Origin of the sequence: Paenibacillus xylanilyticus, from assembly GCF_013359935.1 — a bacterium.
Taxonomy (GTDB): Bacteria; Bacillota; Bacilli; order Paenibacillales; family Paenibacillaceae; genus Paenibacillus; species Paenibacillus xylanilyticus.
In genome coordinates, this window is the sequence record NZ_JABMCB010000185.1 from 96,101 (window position 1) to 114,797 (window position 18,697).

The 18,697-nt window shown below is 46.8% G+C and carries 12 protein-coding genes; 11 read left to right on the forward strand and 1 reads right to left on the reverse strand.

All coding sequences use genetic code 11. The features are described from left to right. Nucleotides 1–49: 49 nt before the first annotated feature. The gene (locus tag HP552_RS15075; protein ID WP_175396244.1) at nucleotides 50–787 is read right to left on the reverse strand and encodes a hypothetical protein; all 738 of its coding nucleotides are present in this window, start codon (nucleotides 785–787) and stop codon (nucleotides 50–52) included. Between the two features lie 709 nt (nucleotides 788–1,496). Between HP552_RS15075 and HP552_RS15080 the strand changes: the two genes are divergently transcribed. The 11 genes from HP552_RS15080 to treP all read left to right on the forward strand — a co-directional run bounded on the left by HP552_RS15080 (nucleotide 1,497) and on the right by treP (nucleotide 18,549). Next, nucleotides 1,497–3,191, forward strand: a complete 1,695-nt coding sequence (locus tag HP552_RS15080) for a M3 family oligoendopeptidase (protein WP_175396245.1) — start codon at nucleotides 1,497–1,499, stop codon at nucleotides 3,189–3,191. Nucleotides 3,192–3,459: 268 nt separating this feature from the next. Next, on the forward strand, nucleotides 3,460–4,611 hold the full coding sequence (locus HP552_RS15085; protein ID WP_175396246.1) for an iron-containing alcohol dehydrogenase: 1,152 nt from the start codon (nucleotides 3,460–3,462) through the stop codon (nucleotides 4,609–4,611). A 567-nt stretch (nucleotides 4,612–5,178) separates the two neighbouring features. Further along, nucleotides 5,179–6,348, forward strand: coding sequence for a glucose-1-phosphate adenylyltransferase (locus tag HP552_RS15090; RefSeq protein ID WP_281366049.1), 1,170 nt, complete (start codon nucleotides 5,179–5,181; stop codon nucleotides 6,346–6,348). A 26-nt stretch (nucleotides 6,349–6,374) separates the two neighbouring features. Continuing rightward, nucleotides 6,375–7,478: a glucose-1-phosphate adenylyltransferase subunit GlgD gene (gene glgD, locus HP552_RS15095; protein WP_175396248.1), complete on the forward strand. Its 1,104-nt coding sequence runs from the start codon at nucleotides 6,375–6,377 to the stop codon at nucleotides 7,476–7,478. Nucleotides 7,479–7,772: 294 nt separating this feature from the next. Continuing rightward, the gene (locus tag HP552_RS15100; RefSeq protein WP_175396249.1) at nucleotides 7,773–10,205 is read left to right on the forward strand and encodes a glycogen/starch/alpha-glucan phosphorylase; all 2,433 of its coding nucleotides are present in this window, start codon (nucleotides 7,773–7,775) and stop codon (nucleotides 10,203–10,205) included. A 203-nt stretch (nucleotides 10,206–10,408) separates the two neighbouring features. Beyond that, nucleotides 10,409–11,275: an effector binding domain-containing protein gene (locus tag HP552_RS15105; protein WP_175396250.1), complete on the forward strand. Its 867-nt coding sequence runs from the start codon at nucleotides 10,409–10,411 to the stop codon at nucleotides 11,273–11,275. A gap of 43 nt (nucleotides 11,276–11,318) precedes the next feature. After that, nucleotides 11,319–11,774, forward strand: coding sequence for a VanZ family protein (locus tag HP552_RS15110; protein ID WP_175396251.1), 456 nt, complete (start codon nucleotides 11,319–11,321; stop codon nucleotides 11,772–11,774). Nucleotides 11,775–11,966: 192 nt separating this feature from the next. Further along, nucleotides 11,967–13,655, forward strand: a complete 1,689-nt coding sequence (locus HP552_RS15115; RefSeq protein WP_175396405.1) for a glycoside hydrolase family 13 protein — start codon at nucleotides 11,967–11,969, stop codon at nucleotides 13,653–13,655. 120 nt (nucleotides 13,656–13,775) lie between these two features. Continuing rightward, nucleotides 13,776–14,468: a metal-dependent hydrolase gene (locus HP552_RS15120; protein ID WP_175396252.1), complete on the forward strand. Its 693-nt coding sequence runs from the start codon at nucleotides 13,776–13,778 to the stop codon at nucleotides 14,466–14,468. A gap of 311 nt (nucleotides 14,469–14,779) precedes the next feature. Beyond that, nucleotides 14,780–16,501, forward strand: coding sequence for an alpha,alpha-phosphotrehalase (gene treC / locus HP552_RS15125; protein ID WP_175396253.1), 1,722 nt, complete (start codon nucleotides 14,780–14,782; stop codon nucleotides 16,499–16,501). A 29-nt stretch (nucleotides 16,502–16,530) separates the two neighbouring features. Then, nucleotides 16,531–18,549, forward strand: a complete 2,019-nt coding sequence (gene treP, locus HP552_RS15130) for a PTS system trehalose-specific EIIBC component (RefSeq protein WP_175396254.1) — start codon at nucleotides 16,531–16,533, stop codon at nucleotides 18,547–18,549. Nucleotides 18,550–18,697 lie beyond the last annotated feature (148 nt).

The following is an 18,697-nucleotide window of genomic DNA, read 5'->3' on the forward strand; positions in this document are numbered from 1 at the left end:
CAAGCCAAACATCCAATTATAGTCCAGTATTAACATTTGCCGGATGAAGTTATCCCTTGCGGAGGTGTCTTGTCCGTTTGCGACGGACAAAAAACCAGATGAGCAGTGCAGCAATGACAATTAAAGCGATGACCGCTGTAATGATAATGTTCCGAATGTTGGGAACCTGTACCGTCAAATCCAGTGTATTCGGATTGAGGGGGGAAACGTGCCAGGTTAGTGTCTTCCCCTGATCTTCAACCAGATCTGCGTTGGAATCTTCTGCCTTGATCGGCAGACTCAATTTGAAATCGAAGTTCACGTCTTTTAGCAGCAGCTTTTTGAGGAAACTCGGAACCTTGTTGATCTGGTCTTTAATCTCTCCATCCGGCATGGATTCCATCAGGTCAGCAGTTGCCTTAATATGGAGTTTGGAAGTGAAGAAGCCTGATTCAGTTGACTGTTCCACTTGGATTCCCGCAGGTAACTGGGACATATCGAAGCTTGTGGCGGTGCTGCTTTTCTCATAATGCGTTGTTGCCGAGAGCTGCTTCCGTTCACCCTCATCAACCACCTCAGCCTGGAAGTTGTTCCGTTTCAGGGCATCTTCCAGCAGGGTCATTAGATTGTCCTGTCCAATCTTTCCGAGTGCTGATTCAGCTACGCCGAGATTTAGATCCAGATCTGTTGAGCCATCCATATTGACCGTGAGATGGGCTTCCCCATCCGCACAAGCAGATAGAATAACCAGCATAAGGCTTAGCATAATTGTAAGAATTAGATGACGTATTGGATTACGAGTCGACATTGATTTCAACCTTTCTATGTAAATAGTCCATATCCAATCATAGAATTATAGTATACACCGGAAATATCGCGGATGAAACGTTGAGCTGGTAACATGTGGTTCGTAGCATAATGGATGGTATGACCTAAGAGTTATTCACCGAACCCGCGCCAACGTGCGGAAGGTAAATCTCTGTTTTGAACATATGGATGGGGATACGGTGGATGTGGAATACTATTTTTTGATTAAAATTAAAGATGTCGTATTTTTGTCAATGTTCGGACAATTCAAAAGGCGTTTCAACGTGTAAACTGGTAGTAGTGTGTTGAATACTCGGGAGCAGGGGGGTTACATTCATGACATACATCATTATTATGGTGGCCGTAATGGTCGTGGGCATGGTCGGAATGGGCTGGTTCTATCGGATTATGGACAAAGACAAGAGCTAATTAACAGGAAATGGGAGACAAGCCTATAAGCTTGCTTCGCGATCATGCGAGGCGGGCTTATTTGTTTATTTTTATTTATGAGGACCATTTGCCAGAGCTTCTGGTTGAGAATTACCTGACATTTGTACGTAATATATATAACGAAACGTGTTGTGCAATTTGACCGATGGACAAATATTTTTCGTAAAGATGGGATTTTTAGGCTGCTCTTTTGTATAATAGGGATTAGTCCGACTCGGGATATTTCCCGAAATATGCCTAAGAGGAAAGGGTGTACATAAATGAAATTTAGTGAATATACGTATACACGTCCCGATCTGGAAAAAATCAAAACATCATTCCATGAGCTTCTGAAAGGGTTTGAAGCAGCAGCTACGGTTGAAGAGCAGAGCGGATTTATGGATCAAATTAACGCCCTGCGCAGTGATTTTGAGACCATGGCGCAATTGGTCTATATCCGTCATTCCATTGATACCAATGATACGTTTTACAAAGCAGAAAACGAATTTCTCGATGAAAGCTCCCCAATCATTCAAGAATACATCACCGATTATTATCGGGCACTGGTTAACTCCAAATTTCGTGCTGAACTGGAGCAAAAATGGGGAACACAGCTGTTCCAACTAGCGGAGCAGTCCCTGAAAACATTTAGCCCGGAAATTATCGAAGACCTTCAAAAAGAGAACAAACTTTCCACGGAGTACAACCAGCTGATTGCTTCGGCCAAAATTCCGTTTGAAGGTGAAGAACGTACATTGCCGCAGCTGCACCCGTTCGAATTGTCCACGGACCGTTCAATGCGTGAGCGCGCTTCAGAAGCAAGATATACATTCATGGCCGAGCATGAAGCGGAATTTGATCGCATTTACGATGAACTGGTGAAAGTGCGTACTCAAATTGCGAAAAAATTAGGCTATCCGTCGTATGTAGAACTGGGCTATGACCGCATGAACCGTACGGATTATAACGCAGAGATGGTGTCTAATTTCAGAGCACAGGTTCGGGATTATATCGTGCCCGTTGCAACAAAGCTCAGAGAGCGTCAGCGCAGCCGGATTGATGTGGACACCCTTTATTATTATGACCAGGGTTTCAGCTTCAAGACAGGTAACCCGACACCGAAAGGTGATCCGGACTGGATTATTGAAAATGGTAAAAAAATGTACGCTGAATTGTCACCGGAGACGGATACGTTCTTCCAGATGATGACGGATAACGAACTGATGGATTTGGTGAGCAAAAAAGGCAAGCAGGGTGGAGGCTATTGCACCTTCCTAAATGATTATAAAGTGCCGTTTATTTTCTCGAACTTCAATGGTACTTCAGGGGATATCGATGTCCTGACACACGAAGCGGGACACGCGTTCCAGGTTTATGAGAGCCGTCACTTTGAAGTGCCGGAATACAACTGGCCGACTTATGAATCGGCAGAGATTCATTCCATGAGCATGGAGTTCTTCACATGGCCGTGGATGGAATTGTTCTTCAAGGAAGATACGGACAAATACAAGTTTGATCACCTGTCTTCAGGATTGCTCTTTATTCCTTACGGTGTTGCCGTGGATGAATTCCAGCACTTTGTTTATGCCAACCCGGATGCAACACCGGCTGAGCGCAAACAGGCTTGGCGCAACATCGAGAAAACGTATCTGCCACACATCAATTATAAGGATAATGCCTATCTGGAGCAGGGTGGATTCTGGCACAAGCAGGGACACATTTTCTCCTCGCCGTTCTATTACATCGACTACACGCTGGCACAGATCTGTGCATTCCAGTTCTGGAAACGCAGTAACGAGGATATGAAGTCTGCATGGGCCGATTATCTGACCTTGTGCAAGGCGGGAGGAAGTCTCTCTTTCACAGGATTGGTTGAACTGGCAGGACTGAACTCTCCCTTCGAGGACGGTTGTGTCTCATCCGTGATCGGAGATATTGAAGCCTGGCTGGATGGGGTAGACGATAAAGCGTTGTAAATTGGGTCTTTATTGAACCAATTACCTGGCTATCGAGAATGGCTGAATCGTACACTGACTGGGCAAGTGAAAATGAAGCGGCTTTGAAACCAAAGGTTTCAGGGCCGTTTTTCGTATAGATTTAATGGGATGAACACGGTAAAGATGTGTGTAAAAAATGTGGATTTGTAACATTTCTCAGGCTAATTGTGATTAATTTCACTATATCTGAAAACGGATTCAGTTACAATGAAGATAGTAAATCAGGGGTTACAGGAGGCTGGTTCAGATGGCAACACATGCTTATTATGTTCCGCCCGTGAACTTGATGGGTCGAGGATGTTTACAGGAAGCAGGCAGGATGATTCAGGACATGGATTTTTGCAAAGCGCTAGTTGTAAGTGATCGACAGCTGATCTCTTCTGGTGTAGCGGAACAGGTATTGTCTATATTAAGAAAGTCAGGGCTAGACTATGTCGTATATGATGAAGTACAGCCCAATCCAACGTGTCAAAATGTGCATGAGGGTCTGAAAATATTTCAGGAACATGGCTGTGACGCCATTATATCTATAGGGGGAGGCTCGCCCCAGGACGCAGCCAAAGGGATTGGTATCGTAGCTACCAATGGTGGACATATTCGGGACTACGAAGGATTACATCAATCCCATCATAAGTCTGTGCCGCTTATAGCATTTAACACTACAGCAGGTACATCGAGTGAGGTGACCATTAACTACGTGATTACAGATGAGGAACGAAAGGTGAAAATGGTAATGGTAGATCGAAACAGTCTGGTCTCCCTGTCCGTGAATGATCCGGAATTGATGCTGAGCAAGCCAGCAAGCCTTACGGCAGCTACAGGTATGGATGCTTTGACTCATGCGGTGGAAGCAATGGTTACCCCTGGTGGATTTACAGTGACCAGCGCAACAGCAGCAGCAGCGGTTGAACTGATCTTTGAATACCTGCCGAGAGCCGTCAGAGACGGAAGTGACCTCGAAGCACGGGAGCATATGACCTATGCCTGCTTCTTGGGTGGTATCGCCTTTAATAATGCCGGTTTGGGTTACGTGCATGCCATGGCACATCAACTCGGGGGAGTGTATGATCTGCCGCATGGTGTATGTAACGCCATGCTGCTTCCTTATGTGGAGGAGATGAACGCGAAGCATGTGCCCGGCAAATTCCGCCATATCGCCAAAGCCATAGGCATGAATGTGAAGGGCAAGAGTGATGAGGAATGTTCCACATATGTCATTGATGCCATTCGCCAGCTTTCCAGGGAAGTGGGCATTCCAGAGAAGTTGTCTGAACTGGGTGTGACGGATCCTGATCTTGAACTGCTTGCGGATAATGCAATGAAGGATGCCTGTGCCCCAGGGAACCCATATCAGCCTTCCAAAGAAGAAGTGGTTGAGCTTTTTCGGAAAATTGTATAAATGGTAGACATGCCAGGATGAAGCAGGGAGGGGAGGCAGCAAATAAATCATGCAAAGCAGGCATAATGAGCCGGGAGAAGTCCCGGCTTTTTGTCTTGTCATGACACTTAGACATCACTTACTTTTCCATTTTAATCATTCGTACAGAAGCAAAAGGATTTTGATTCCTGTATAGCGAATACAATAATCTAATCACAGAAGAGCATCGGAAAGGAGTGATTTCGGACCTAAACTTTTGTCTTACGTTTCCAGCAAGATTCCTCAGCCCGTTTCGTGTTTAATGTTAATTAGGGATTGTGCATTGCATTTTTCACGGGGTACATCTTAATTTCGAATCCACCAATCACCTCTGCACGGCAAGTCACGGCTACTCTCTGCAATGATCAACCTACTCAGACATGACAATGAATGATGTTCAGTTGCAATCTCGTGTGAGATTTCATACCAATTACAAGGTTTGTCTGTACAGCATGCTCCTAATCATAACAACAGCGTCCACACAACAGAATACAAGATTATGGGCTCTGAAATGAACTAGAACGAATGCGCGTGGAGGAGGCTGTAATGATGGCAAAAAAAGAAGTTGTAGCGATGCTGCTCGCAGGAGGGCAAGGCAAAAGGTTAAAAGGGTTGACCAAATCATTGGCTAAGCCGGCTGTATACTTTGGCGGGACTTACCGGATCATTGATTTTCCTCTAAGCAACTGCTCCAATTCGGGCATCGACACTGTCGGTGTGCTCACACAGTATGAACCTCTGGTACTCCATTCATATATTGGCATCGGCAGTGATTGGGATCTGGATCGCAAAAATGGCGGAGTTTATGTACTTCCTCCACATGAGCGTGAAGACGGGAGCAGCTGGTACCGTGGCACGGCGGATGCGATCCACCGCAATTTGAACTTTATTGAACAATTCGATCCAGAACACGTGCTTATTCTATCTGGGGATCACATCTACAAAATGGATTACGAAAAGATGCTCCAGTATCACAAAGAAAAAGATGCAGATTGCACCATATCGGTCATTGACGTACCGCTGGAAGAAGCCAGCAGGTTCGGGCTGCTCAATACCCACGATGACTACCGCATCTACGAATTCGAAGAAAAGCCTCCTGAACCCAAAAGCACACTTGCTTCCATGGGTATCTATCTCTTCAAGTGGGATGTATTGAAACGCTTCCTGATCCAGGACGAACAGCAGGCATCCACCTCATACGATTTTGGCAAAGACATCATTCCCTTATTGCTTGAAAATGAAAAATCCTTATACGCCTACCCTTTTGAAGGGTACTGGAAAGACGTAGGCACCATCCGCAGTCTGTGGGAATCCAACATGGATCTGCTGGATGAGGATACACCGCTCAACCTGAATGATCCGGATTGGCGCATATATACCCGTAATCCGAATCAGCCCGCTCAGTATATTTCGCCTGCCGCCAAGGTGCGGAACTGCATTATTAGTGAGGGCAGCGTTGTTCATGGTGAGGTCAATCATTCCGTATTGTTCTACGGGGTGGAGGTCGGAGAGCATAGTTCCGTAATTGATTCAGTTGTAATGCCTCGGGTAAAGATTGGGCAAAACGTCCGCATTCACAACGCCATCATTGCCGAAGGGCTGGTCATTCCAGATGGAGTTTATTTATCTCCTGCTCCGGAGGATGAAAGTGACGTATTGCTTGTTGACCAGGAGGAATTGGAACGACAGCTTCAACAGGGAATGACAACCAAAGTCTAATCTGAGCCCAAAGGACGGTGCATGCGATGAAACCATTAATCGGTGTTATTAACCTTGATCAGGAACTAGAGGAATTGAAGGAATTGACGTACTTTCGCTGCGGAGCCGCGGTGCCTTATGCTGGGCGTTACCGTCTGATTGATTTTGTATTATCCAACATGATGAATGCGGGCATAGAGAGTATTGGTGTTTTTGTCCGCCGCAAATACCGTTCGCTGATGGATCACCTGAGTGACGGCAAGCCCTGGGATCTGGATCGCAAGCATGGAGGCATGTTTATCTTGCCGCCGGACTGGAATGATCCGACCGATACGTCGCAGGGGGATTTGCAGCATTTTCATAACAATCTAGATTTCTTCCACCGCGGGGCGGGGGAATACGTGGTTCATGCGGGCAGTCGGCATGTGACCAAAGCGGATCTGCAGGATGTCTACAGATATCATGTAAGCAAGGGAGCAGACGTGACTCTGGTTTGCAAAAGAGTGGACCAACTTCTTCCTGAGCACGACGCCTGTGTCAAAGTTGAACATGACGGGAACGGTAACGTGGTGGACATTCACCAAAGCGCCGATCACCCGAATATATATACAGAAATTTTCATCATGGAAAAAAAGTTGTTCCTTCGCCAGGTGCAGCGCTGCATAGATCATGGCGAGAGTAATTTCTTCCGTGATGTCATCCAGAAAAATCCGGATGGATTGAACATTGCGGCCTACGCTTATGATGGTTATCACGCCGTGATCAATTCAATTGACAGCTACTATCGCAACAGTATGGAATTGTTGAATACGGGATTGTATGAACAACTGTTCAAGGAAGAACCGGTTCAGACCAAGATCAAGTATGAGGCACCTGCCAAATATCTTGACACTGCAGAGGTGAAACACTCACTGCTTGCAAACGGCTGTATTGTGGGCGGCGAAGTGGAGAACAGCATTTTGTTCAGGGGCGTGCATGTAGCCAAGGGAGCCAAAATCAAAGGCTCGATTATTATGCAAAAATGTTATATCGGTGAAGATGCGGTACTGGAGAATGTCATTCTGGACAAAGACGTTAAACTGACCGGTGGACAGACGCTCATCGGCGACCCGTCGAACCCGTATATCTTAGCAAAGAGCACTATTATCTAATACCGGCTGTTAACCGATATCATCTATAAATAAAATAAAAATTCTGTAGGGTGGAATACGCGCACGATAATGCTTGATAGGAGGCAGAAGTAGCGAAGGGGACGAAGTCGATTCTGGAGAAGCAGAGCGTTCGCATTTATCCCTGGATTTTAACCTTTTGAAAGGATTAAAAAAATCCAGGGATAACGGCGATCGAAAGAACGATTCGTAACCGGAACGGCCGCTTGCCGCATTCGAGCAGTAAAGCGTATGAAACTTACCATCCTACAGAATTTCACCGGGAGGAACCTGCTTTTGTTTGACAACAAGGAAACGTTCAAGAGTATCTTTCAACGGAATCTGGTCAGCAAATTGGGCAAACCGCTTGAAGAAGCCACGAAGGAAGATGTCTATCACGTTCTGGGAAGCATGATCCGTGAGTATGCAGGTCAGGACTGGGCAGCGTCGAATCAGGGATTTAAGCAGCGCCAGGATAAACAGGTTTATTACTTCTCGCTGGAATTCCTGATTGGACGTCTGCTGGGTAACAATCTGTTGAATGTGAATGAACTGGAACTGGTCCGCGACAGTCTCGCCGAACTGGGATTCTCGCTGGAGGAAATAGAGGAACAGGAATCTGACGCAGGTTTGGGTAATGGCGGATTGGGCCGCCTGGCAGCGTGTTTTCTGGATTCGCTTGCATCACTCGGCTACGCCGGTCATGGATGCGGCATTCGGTACAAATACGGATTGTTTGAGCAAAAAATCATTGGTGGCAACCAGGTAGAGCTGCCGGACAACTGGCTCGATAAGGGCAATGAATGGGAAGTACGACGCCCGGACAAAAAGGTGGAAGTTCAGTTCTGGGGAAGAGTAGAGGCCTATGAACAGGGTGGACATTATCATTTTGTTACCAAAGATGCCGAATCCGTCGTTGCAGTTCCTTACGATATTCCTGTCTTGGGTTATGGTCAGCCGCATGTGAATACGCTCCGCCTGTGGAGTGCTGAACCGAAACGGGAAACATCACTGGATACCCCTTCGAACTATTACGGTTACCTGGATTACAGTCGCTCCGTGGAGTCGATTTCCGAGTTCCTGTATCCGGATGATTCCCAGTACGAGGGCAAACTGCTTCGTTTGAAACAGCAATACTTCATGTGTTCTGCCGGTGTGCAAAGTGCATTGCGGACATTCAACAAGCTGGAGCTGCCATATGACCGATTGCCAGACAAGGTCGCTTTCCACATTAATGATACCCATCCTACGCTGGTTATTCCGGAATTAATGCGTATCCTCATTGACATCAAAGGGTATGGTTGGGACGAAGCATGGGACATCACTACGCGTACCGTTTCCTATACGAATCATACAACGCTTAGCGAGGCGCTGGAGAAGTGGCCTGTGTCTATGATCAGCAGGCTGTTACCTCGCATTTATATGATTATAGAAGAGATTAACAAACGCTTCTGCGGCATGCTTCTGGATCGTTATCCGGGTGAACAAGATCGGATTCAGCACCTGGCCATCATTGCAAACGATCAAGTTCGTATGGCACATCTGGCGATAGTCGGCAGTCATAGTGTCAATGGTGTGGCAGCGCTGCATACTGAAATATTGAAGGAACGGGAGATGGCACCATTCTATGCCCTGTATCCGGAGCGTTTCAATAATAAGACGAATGGGATAACCCATCGCCGCTGGTTGATGCATGCGAATCCGAAACTGTCCAGCCTGATTACCGATACCATAGGAAGTGAATGGATTACCGAGCCGGGCAGGCTGAATGAACTCACGGGATTTGCAGATGATGCTTCTTTCCAGGAGCAGTTCAGGTCCATCAAACACGAAAATAAGGAACGGCTCGCTGCTTACATCCTGAATCATACCGGAACAGCAGTTAATCCGGATTCCATTTTTGATGTACAGGTGAAAAGGCTGCATGGCTACAAACGCCAGCTGCTAAACATTTTGCACGTCATGCATCTGTATAACCGTCTCAAGAACGATTCGTCGTTTGATATCGTGCCACGTACGTTCATTTTTGGGGCGAAGGCCGCACCAAGTTACTATTTTGCGAAGAAAATTATCAAGCTGATCAATACGGTGGCAGATACCGTGAATCAGGATAAGGCTGTGAGTGATCGTCTAAAGGTATTTTTCCTCGAAAATTATTCGGTATCTCTGGCTGAAAAGATTATTCCGGCCGCGGACGTTAGTGAACAGATCTCCACAGCCGGTAAGGAAGCTTCGGGTACGGGAAATATGAAATTTATGATGAACGGTGCATTAACCATCGGTACGATGGATGGGGCTAACGTGGAGATGGCGGAACAGGTTGGGGAAGAAAACATGTTTATCTTCGGTCTGCGTGCAGACGAAGTGCTGGATTATTACCGTTCAGGCAGCTATCGTCCATACGAGATTGTGCAGCAGGATGAACGCATTCGCGAAGTGGTTGAACAGCTTGTTCATCCAGGTGCGTTCTGCTGCCGAGAAGGAGAGTTCTGGGATATCTATGACTCGCTGCTCGCACATGGAGATGAATACTTTGTATTGCGTGACTTTGCTGCCTATGCAGATGCGCATGCGGCCATTGATAAGGCTTATCGGGATGTACCAGGCTGGGCACGCAAAACCGTGCTGAATACGGCACAATCCGGTATTTTCTCCAGTGATCGTACCATAAGTGAATATGCGACCGACATCTGGGGGATTCATCCGGTGTCTGGACACTGGAAGGGCTAAAATGAATAAGGGATTTATAAGGTTTTAAATAAGTGAAGAGACAAAGTCCCCTTGATCCAAGGGGACTTTGTCATGCTGTTTTTGTTGTAGAAGACGGTATTCTCATCTTCGCACGCAAAATCAAAAAAAGACGCTGCCGCTGAGCGATAATTAAGAAGAAATGATGGTATCTATATTCCGACCAAGAAAGGAACGTATTCGCCATGGATCATTACACACGTATACAGCTTGCCATTACGTATCTCGAAGATCATTTGCAAGATGAATTTGATATTAGAGAAGCGTCGGCCAAAGCAGGCTTTTCCGCATTTCATTTCCAGCGTTTATTTCAGGCGATCACCGGATTTACCGTACTGGAGTATGTACGCAAACGCAGGTTGACTGAAGCTGCACGCCATTTGCGTGACTCGGCAGATGGCATACTCAATATTGCCTTGAGTTGGGGATATCAATCTCAGGAAGCGTTCACACGGGCATTCACGGCTCACTGGGGAATGACACCCGCCCGGTTTCGCAGGCTGGATGAACAGCCGTGTTCTTCGAAGATGCAGCGGAGTATTGATTTTAATGATTATCGAACACAGCTGGGAGGAGAATTTTATATGAATAAACCACACCTGGTTACTATGGATGCCATTCAGATTATAGGTTATGCGTACCAGACCAATTTAAATGGAGATCAGCATTATACGGATATCCCCGGATTTTATCATGATTTTGGCGCAGAGCAGAAATTTATGAATATCCCTGAACGAACACGTCCCGATTTGGCTTATGGGATAGCCTGTAGATTCGAAGATGATGGAGCGTTCACATTCCTTATTGGAGAGGAAAGTTCATCGGATGCGCCGGAGCTTCAGCCGGGATATACGACGTTTGAGATTCCGGGCGGCTTCTACGCTGAGTTCACGGTCGATGGTTCCGGGCAAGATATCCGGAAAATGATTTATGGCAGCTGGCTGCCTCAGTCAAATTATGAACGCAGGGAAGGACCTGATTTCGAGGTGACCGATGTGTGGAAATCAACCCCTGAGCAATTGGACATGAAGATCTACATTCCGATAAAATAAAGGAGCCGCTCTGCGAAAAAAAAGGACCGGAGGATTACAGAGAATGAACAAAGGAAAGGGTATCCATGCTCCGTGGATATTGCTCCTGGTTGCCGTTTTGGCAATTGCATATATGCTGATTATGGGCAATTTGCTATTTATTCAAGGGAGAACCTCAGGGGAGCGTTATCAATACAATCTGATCCCCTTGGAGACGATTAAACCCTTATTGTTGGAAAGGGACAGGTATAATGCGGAAACCTGGGTGAAGAACCTGTTCGGTAACATTGTATTGTTTATTCCACTAGGCATATGGATTCCCTGGCTGTTTCGCAAATGTCGAACAGGGTTGAGATTTACGCTGACAGTTACTTTGCTGCTGCTTGCTGTTGAGTTGACGCAGCTGGTCACGCGTGTTGGTTCGTTTGACGTCGATGACATTATCCTTAATACCGTAGGCGCCTGGATTGGATACGCTGCTTTTCGCCTGTTCATCCAAACCGGAACAAGATCAGAATAGATATCTGCCACGGAGGCGGAAGTTTATTCTGATCTTTTTTCGTGCCTCGAGAAACGGGTGTGTTTATATGACCTGCATTTCGGATAAAACATATTAACGGGTTATTCTGTATTGAAAAGGCATACATGTTCATACAGCAGATATAGGAAGCGTAATATACAGCCTGAAATAGAATACAACGGAAGCAGGGTGATTCACATCGTGTGGTGGAAAGAAAGTGTTGTATACCAGATCTATCCGATCAGTTTCAAGGATTCGGATGGAGATGGTCATGGTGATCTGCAAGGCATTTATGAAAAACTCGATTACTTGACGGATCTGGGGATCGACGTGATCTGGATCTGTCCCATTTATGAATCTCCCGGATATGACAATGGTTACGATATAAGCGATTATTATGCCATTATGCGCAAATTCGGCACGATGGATGATTTCGATCGGTTATTGGAAGAGGCTCACCGCAGAGGCCTCAAAATCATGATGGATCTGGTGCTGAATCATACATCGGATGAGCATGCCTGGTTTGCCGAATCCCGTTCCTCCAAAGTCAATCCCAAGCGGGATTATTACATTTGGCGCTCAGGTAAAAATGGTCAGGTGCCAAACAACTGGGAATCCTATTTTGGCGGATCCGTGTGGAAGCATGATCCGGAAACGAATGAATACTACCTGCATCTGTACTCGGAACATCAGCCCGATTTGAATTGGAACAACGCACAGATGGCAGAAGAAATGTATGGAATGGTGCATTGGTGGTTGCAAAAAGGGGTAGACGGGTTCCGCTTTGATGCGGTAGCTCATATTGCCAAGGCAGAAGGGCTGCCGAGTGCGCATAATCCTGACAATCTGCCCGTAGTACCGGCATATCAGCTGTTTTCCAACCTGGAACAGGTGCATTCCATTTTGAACAAGTTGAACGATATGATCCTGAAACCTTATGGTCCTATGACTGTTGGAGAAACGTCAGGACTTGGCCCAGAGCAGGCACTTGCTTATATTGGTACAGATCGCAATGAATTGAACATGGTGTTCCAGTTTGAACATATGTTTGTGGATGCCAAATCTTCCGGGATTGGCAAGTGGAACTACCGGGAGTGGAAGCTGACCGAATTGAAAGAAATCATGAGCCGCTGGCAAACGGTTCTGCACGGCAGAGGCTGGAATGCGAACTATATGGGCAATCATGATCAGCCGCGCCCGGTTTCCCGGTTCGGAGATGACGGACGTTACAGGGTCCGCTCAGCCCAGATGCTGGCGACTTGGATGCTTACCCTGGAGGGAACACCTTATATTTACCAGGGAGAAGAGATCGGTATGACGAATGTGGCTTTTCCGAATATTGACCAGTATCGTGACATTGAAACAATGAATTATTACAGGCATTATATCGCACAGGGGCGGGACAAGAATGACATTATGGAAGCCATCTGGAAGAAAAGCCGGGATAATGCACGTACACCCATGCAATGGGATGATACAGAGCATGCGGGATTCACAGAAGGTCAGCCCTGGATTCAGGTCAATGATAACTACACCGAGATCAATGTGGCCGCCGCTGAAAATGACCCCGGTTCCGTTTTGCATTATTATCGCAAGCTGATTGCCATCCGAAAAAAGAGCAAAGTTCTCATCTATGGTGAGTATGAGCTGCTCTTGCCAGATGATCCGGACATCTATGCCTACACTCGCACGTTGGGGGACGAGAAGATGCTCATCATTTTGAACTTCCGCGGGAATGAACCTGAAATGCACTGGCCCGAAGGATGGACGGAGAATCAGGCCAAGCTGGTCATCGGCAATGTGAAGAGACGGTATTCAACGGATGAAGGTACCATTCTGCTGCAGCCTTATGAGGCCAGGGTGTACATGATGCAATCCTAAAGGAAGCATTTTGCTTCTCCCCAAGGGTTTGAATTATAATGAGATAGGTAAATGCCATTATAATTGACATGAATCAACCAGATAAGGTTGCTCATATCGGAATCGTCAGGAGGTTACTCTATGTTGAAAATTACGTATCACGGACACTCCAGTGTGCAATTGGGTACGGAGGAGAAGTCATTAATTATTGATCCATTCCTGCGCGGCAATGAGCTGGCCGTTACCAAACCGGAAGACATCAAAACGGATGCCGTTTTGCTGACACATGCACATATGGATCATATTCTCGATGCTGAACCGATTGCCAAGGCGAATCACGCCAAAGTGGTAGCAATCGTGGAGCTGGCTACATACATGTCATGGAAAGGGCTCGATACGATTGGCATGAATATGGGCGGAACGGTGGATTTGGATTTCGCTCAAGCCAAGATGATTCAGGCTTTCCATACTTCGGGAATTGTGCTGGAAGAAGAGCAGCGGATTATGTATGCAGGGCTGCCTGCGGGATATATCATTAACATCGGCGGCAAAACGATTTTGCATGCCGGAGACACGAGCCTTTTCGGCGATATGAAAATGATTGGTGATCGTCATCAGATCGATGTCGCTTTTCTGCCGATTGGCGGGCATTTCACAATGGGGCCTGAAGATGCTTTGCAAGCTGCAGAGTGGTTTAACGCCAAGCTGACCATTCCTGTGCATTATGACACGTTCCCGGTGATCCGTCAGGATTCCGAGAAGTTTGTGCAGCAGCTCGCTGCCAAAGGACTTGAAGGTCAAGTACTGGCACCTGGCCAATCACTGACGTTGTAGTCAACGATAACGACCGAATCAGTATACACGAAATGAACCCTCAATCCCATGTAAACCGTCTGTATTTGCAGTCTTATGACTGTGAAGACAGGCGGTTTTTTTAGTTCCTCAATACATGTATCAGGGAGTTGTCAAACGTAATCATGCTTATTTTATGTTACAGAGCAACCATTATTGGGGAATGTGTATAAGAGGAATATTCTAGGTATATTATAGTTTCAACTTGTATATACATGTTTACTTATGTAATATAGAAATGTAGTTAACTGAGATATCGAACATGAGCAATACAATTTATTGGAGGCGTTAACATGAGTTCAAACGATACAACTTCCTCATCGTGGTGGAAAACCTCCACGGTGTATCAGGTATATCCCAAGAGCTTCAATGACACCACGGGTTCTGGCACCGGGGATATTCGGGGGCTGACCGAGAAGCTGGACTATTTGCAGCATCTGGGAATCGATATTGTGTGGCTGCAGCCGGTGTATGTATCTCCGCAGAATGATAATGGGTACGATGTAGCGGACTATTACGAGATTAATCCGGACTTCGGCACGATGGAAGATTTTGATGAATTACTGAAGGGTCTGAAAGACCGTGGCATGAAACTGATGATTGATATTGTGGTGAACCACTCGTCCACAGAGCATGAATGGTTCAAGCAGGCGCGATCTTCCAAGGATAATCCGTATCGGGATTATTATATTTGGAAAGATCCGGCTCCGGATGGCGGTGTACCGAACAACTGGCAGTCGAAGTTTGGCGGACCGGCATGGCAGTATGACGAACAGACGGGACAGTATTTCCTGACGTTGTTTGACAAGACACAGGCTGATCTGAACTGGGAAAATGAACAGGTTCGCAAGGCTGTGCGGGACATGATCAAGTTCTGGGCAGAGAAGGGTGTCGACGGTTTCCGGATGGACGTCATTAATCTGATCTCCAAGGATCAGCGTTTCCCTAATGATGATGGCAGCGAAGGGCCTGGTGACGGTCGCAAGTTTTATACTGACGGACCACGTGTTCACGAATATGTCACCGAGATGTATGACGAAGTGTTTGGACCATATAACATGGTCACGGTTGGAGAGATGTCCTCCACAACGCTGGAACACTGCATCCGCTACTCGAACCCAGCTTCCCGTGAATTTTCAATGACATTCAATTTCCACCATCTGAAAGTGGATTACCCGAACGGGCAGAAATGGGAACTGATGCCTTATGATTTTGAAGCGATGAAACGGTTGTTCAGTGAATGGCAGACAGGGATGCAGGCTGGTGGAGGCTGGAACGCGCTCTTCCTTAACAATCATGATCAGCCGCGAGCATTGTCTCGTTTCGCAGATGATGGAGACTACCGTGCCGAGAGTGCCAAAATGCTGGCAACAACGATCCATGGCATGCAGGGTACGCCGTACGTGTATCAAGGGGAAGAGATTGGAATGCCGAATCCCGTCTGGAACGACGTGAGCGAATTCCGAGATATTGAATCCACGAATATGTACCGGCTGCTGCAGGAAGAACGCGGAAAAACGGCGGAAGAAGCTTTTGCAATTGTGAAAGAGCGCTCCCGGGATAACTCCCGTACACCGATGCAATGGGATGATAGCAAGAATGCCGGATTTACAACGGGCACACCTTGGATCAAAGTAGATGAACGATATCCATCGATTCATGTGGCTGAGCAATTGGATGATCCGAATTCGATCTACTATCACTACCGCAAGCTCATAGCTCTGCGCAAACAGGTTCCTGTGTTGACCGATGGTTTGTATGAACGACTGGATGATGCACACCCAGAAGTATTCGCCTATGCACGGACGAACGGGAATGAAACGTTGATTGTAGTGTCCAATTTCAGCAAGAAAGACGTTTCCTTTACATTTCCAGCTGCGGTCTGGAACGATCATGTATCCGGAAAAACGGCTAAATTGCTCATTGGCAATACGGAGACGTCACCTGATCTGGAACAGGTCATCTCACTCCGTCCGTACGCATCCTATATGTGGCTTGTACCACAAGAGGACTAATTCACATTATTGAAATGGGAAGTGACAATATGGCAATCGATAGAAAACAGGTTGAGGAGATCGTACGTGCTGTCGGTGGAAAAGAGAATATCGAAGCAGCAACGCACTGCGTTACACGACTCCGGTTTGCCTTGTATGATGAAAGTAAAGTGGATACCGAAGGTCTGGACCGCAACGATCTGGTCAAAGGCCAATTCTCATCCCAAGGACAGTTTCAGGTCGTTATTGGACCCGGGCTGGTCGATAAGGTATATGATGAGATGATCCAGATCACAGGCGGCGACCGTGCTTCCAAGGATGATGTGAAGGCGGCTGCCGGCAAAAAGCAAAATCCGATCCAACGCGCAATCAAAACGCTCTCGGATATCTTTATTCCGATCCTGCCTGCCATTATTACGGCAGGTCTTCTGCTCGGAATCAACAACATATTGACAGGGCCAGGCATCTTTTTTGATGAACAATCACTGGTTGACGTCTACCCGGCATGGAAGGACCTCGCATCCATCATTAATACCATTGCGAGTACAGCCTTTACATTCCTGCCTGCATTGATTGGTTGGTCAGCTGTAAAAAGATTCGGCGGAAGCCCGCTGCTCGGGATTGTGCTTGGACTGATCCTGGTGCACCCTGATCTGCTGAGTGCCTATGGCTATGCCAATGCAGTAAATGAAGGTACCGTGCCGACCTGGAATCTCTTCGGCTGGCACATTGAGAAAATTGGTTATCAGGGTCAGGTGCTGCCGGTATTGGTTTCGGCTTATCTGCTGGCCAAACTGGAGATTTTCCTGAACAAAAGAGTGCATGATTCCGTCAAGCTGCTTGTCGTTGCACCCGTAACATTGCTTATTACCGGATTTCTCGCGTTTACCATCATTGGTCCGGTTACGTTCGCCATTGCGAATGCGATTACATCAGGTCTGATTTATATTTATGAATCCTATGCAGCACTCGGTGGTCTGATCTATGGTGGTCTGTATGCATTGCTGGTTATTACGGGTATGCATCATACGTTCCTGGCGGTAGACGTACAACTGATTGGTAGTCAGGGAGGTACCTTCCTGTGGCCGATGCTGGCGCTGTCCAATATCGCACAGGGTTCTGCGGCGCTTGCGATGATGCTTGTGCTGCGCGAACAGAAGATGAGAGGGCTTGCGGCTACTTCTTCCGTGTCGGCTTTCCTCGGCGTAACGGAGCCTGCAATCTTTGGGGTGAATATCCGTTATCGTTATCCATTTATTTTCGGTATGGTGGGTTCGGCTATTGGTGGAGTTCTGTTGACCATGAATAATGTTCAGGCGACTTCCATCGGTGTAGGTGGAGTTCCCGGATTCCTTTCCATATTCCCGAATAAGTGGGGAGTATTCTTTATCGGGATGGCGATTGTGCTGATCGTTCCATTTGTCCTGACGGTTATTTTCGGCAGAGCGAAGATGAGAAAGCAAGATCGCAGCAACAATACCGGGACTGATTCTGTAAGCAAAACAACACCAGCAGCATCCACTGCAAATACAGCATTCTCCAACACAGATACAGCGGCAGCTGAGCGGACTCGCACAAATGCACAAGTTGGGGATGCACCCGTTAACACCCTGGAAGTAATGGCTCCATTAACTGGAACAGCTGTGCCGCTGGAACAAGTGCCTGATCCGGCTTTTGCAGAGAAGCAGATGGGTGAAGGGGTAGCGATTGAACCTTCAGGCAATCAGGTGGTTGCTCCGTTTGATGCACAAGTTGCACATGTAATTAAAAGCAAACACGCGGTCATTCTGGAACATGCGAGTGGTCTGCAAATTCTGATCCATGTCGGGATCAATACTGTATCGCTGAAGGGCGAGGGCTTCAACATGCATGTCGAAGCAGGGGAGCATGTAAGAGCCGGGCAAACGCTGCTGGAATTTGATCGTAAGGTCATTGAAGCTGCTGGATATCCGCTCATCACCCCGATTATTATCCCGGATGGGCAGGATATGGTTGATCGGGTGGAAGTCACCACAGGTGATGTTTCATCGAATCGGAATGGTATATTGACCGTTCACTTGAAAGGCTAACCAGCTTTTCTTTCTTTATAGAAAAATTCTGCTTCATTTCATTGACGAACCAGCCCAGGTGTGAGCCTGTAACTGGTTCGTTTTTCTTTGGTGTCATGATACACTATGTATAAATTAAAATTTAAAATAACATCAACATTGAATCGCC

What these genes read in the sequence shown, in the direction of transcription:
- HP552_RS15075 (WP_175396244.1), bottom strand. Translation starts at nt 787, where the DNA reads ATGTCGACTCGTAATCCAATACGTCATCTAATTCTTACAATTATGCTA.
- HP552_RS15080 (WP_175396245.1), top strand. Translation starts at nt 1,497, where the DNA reads ATGAAATTTAGTGAATATACGTATACACGTCCCGATCTGGAAAAAATC.
- HP552_RS15085 (WP_175396246.1), top strand. Translation starts at nt 3,460, where the DNA reads ATGGCAACACATGCTTATTATGTTCCGCCCGTGAACTTGATGGGTCGA.
- HP552_RS15090 (WP_281366049.1), top strand. Translation starts at nt 5,179, where the DNA reads ATGGCAAAAAAAGAAGTTGTAGCGATGCTGCTCGCAGGAGGGCAAGGC.
- glgD (WP_175396248.1), top strand. Translation starts at nt 6,375, where the DNA reads ATGAAACCATTAATCGGTGTTATTAACCTTGATCAGGAACTAGAGGAA.
- HP552_RS15105 (WP_175396250.1), top strand. Translation starts at nt 10,409, where the DNA reads ATGGATCATTACACACGTATACAGCTTGCCATTACGTATCTCGAAGAT.
- HP552_RS15110 (WP_175396251.1), top strand. Translation starts at nt 11,319, where the DNA reads ATGAACAAAGGAAAGGGTATCCATGCTCCGTGGATATTGCTCCTGGTT.
- HP552_RS15120 (WP_175396252.1), top strand. Translation starts at nt 13,776, where the DNA reads ATGTTGAAAATTACGTATCACGGACACTCCAGTGTGCAATTGGGTACG.
- treC (WP_175396253.1), top strand. Translation starts at nt 14,780, where the DNA reads ATGAGTTCAAACGATACAACTTCCTCATCGTGGTGGAAAACCTCCACG.
- treP (WP_175396254.1), top strand. Translation starts at nt 16,531, where the DNA reads ATGGCAATCGATAGAAAACAGGTTGAGGAGATCGTACGTGCTGTCGGT.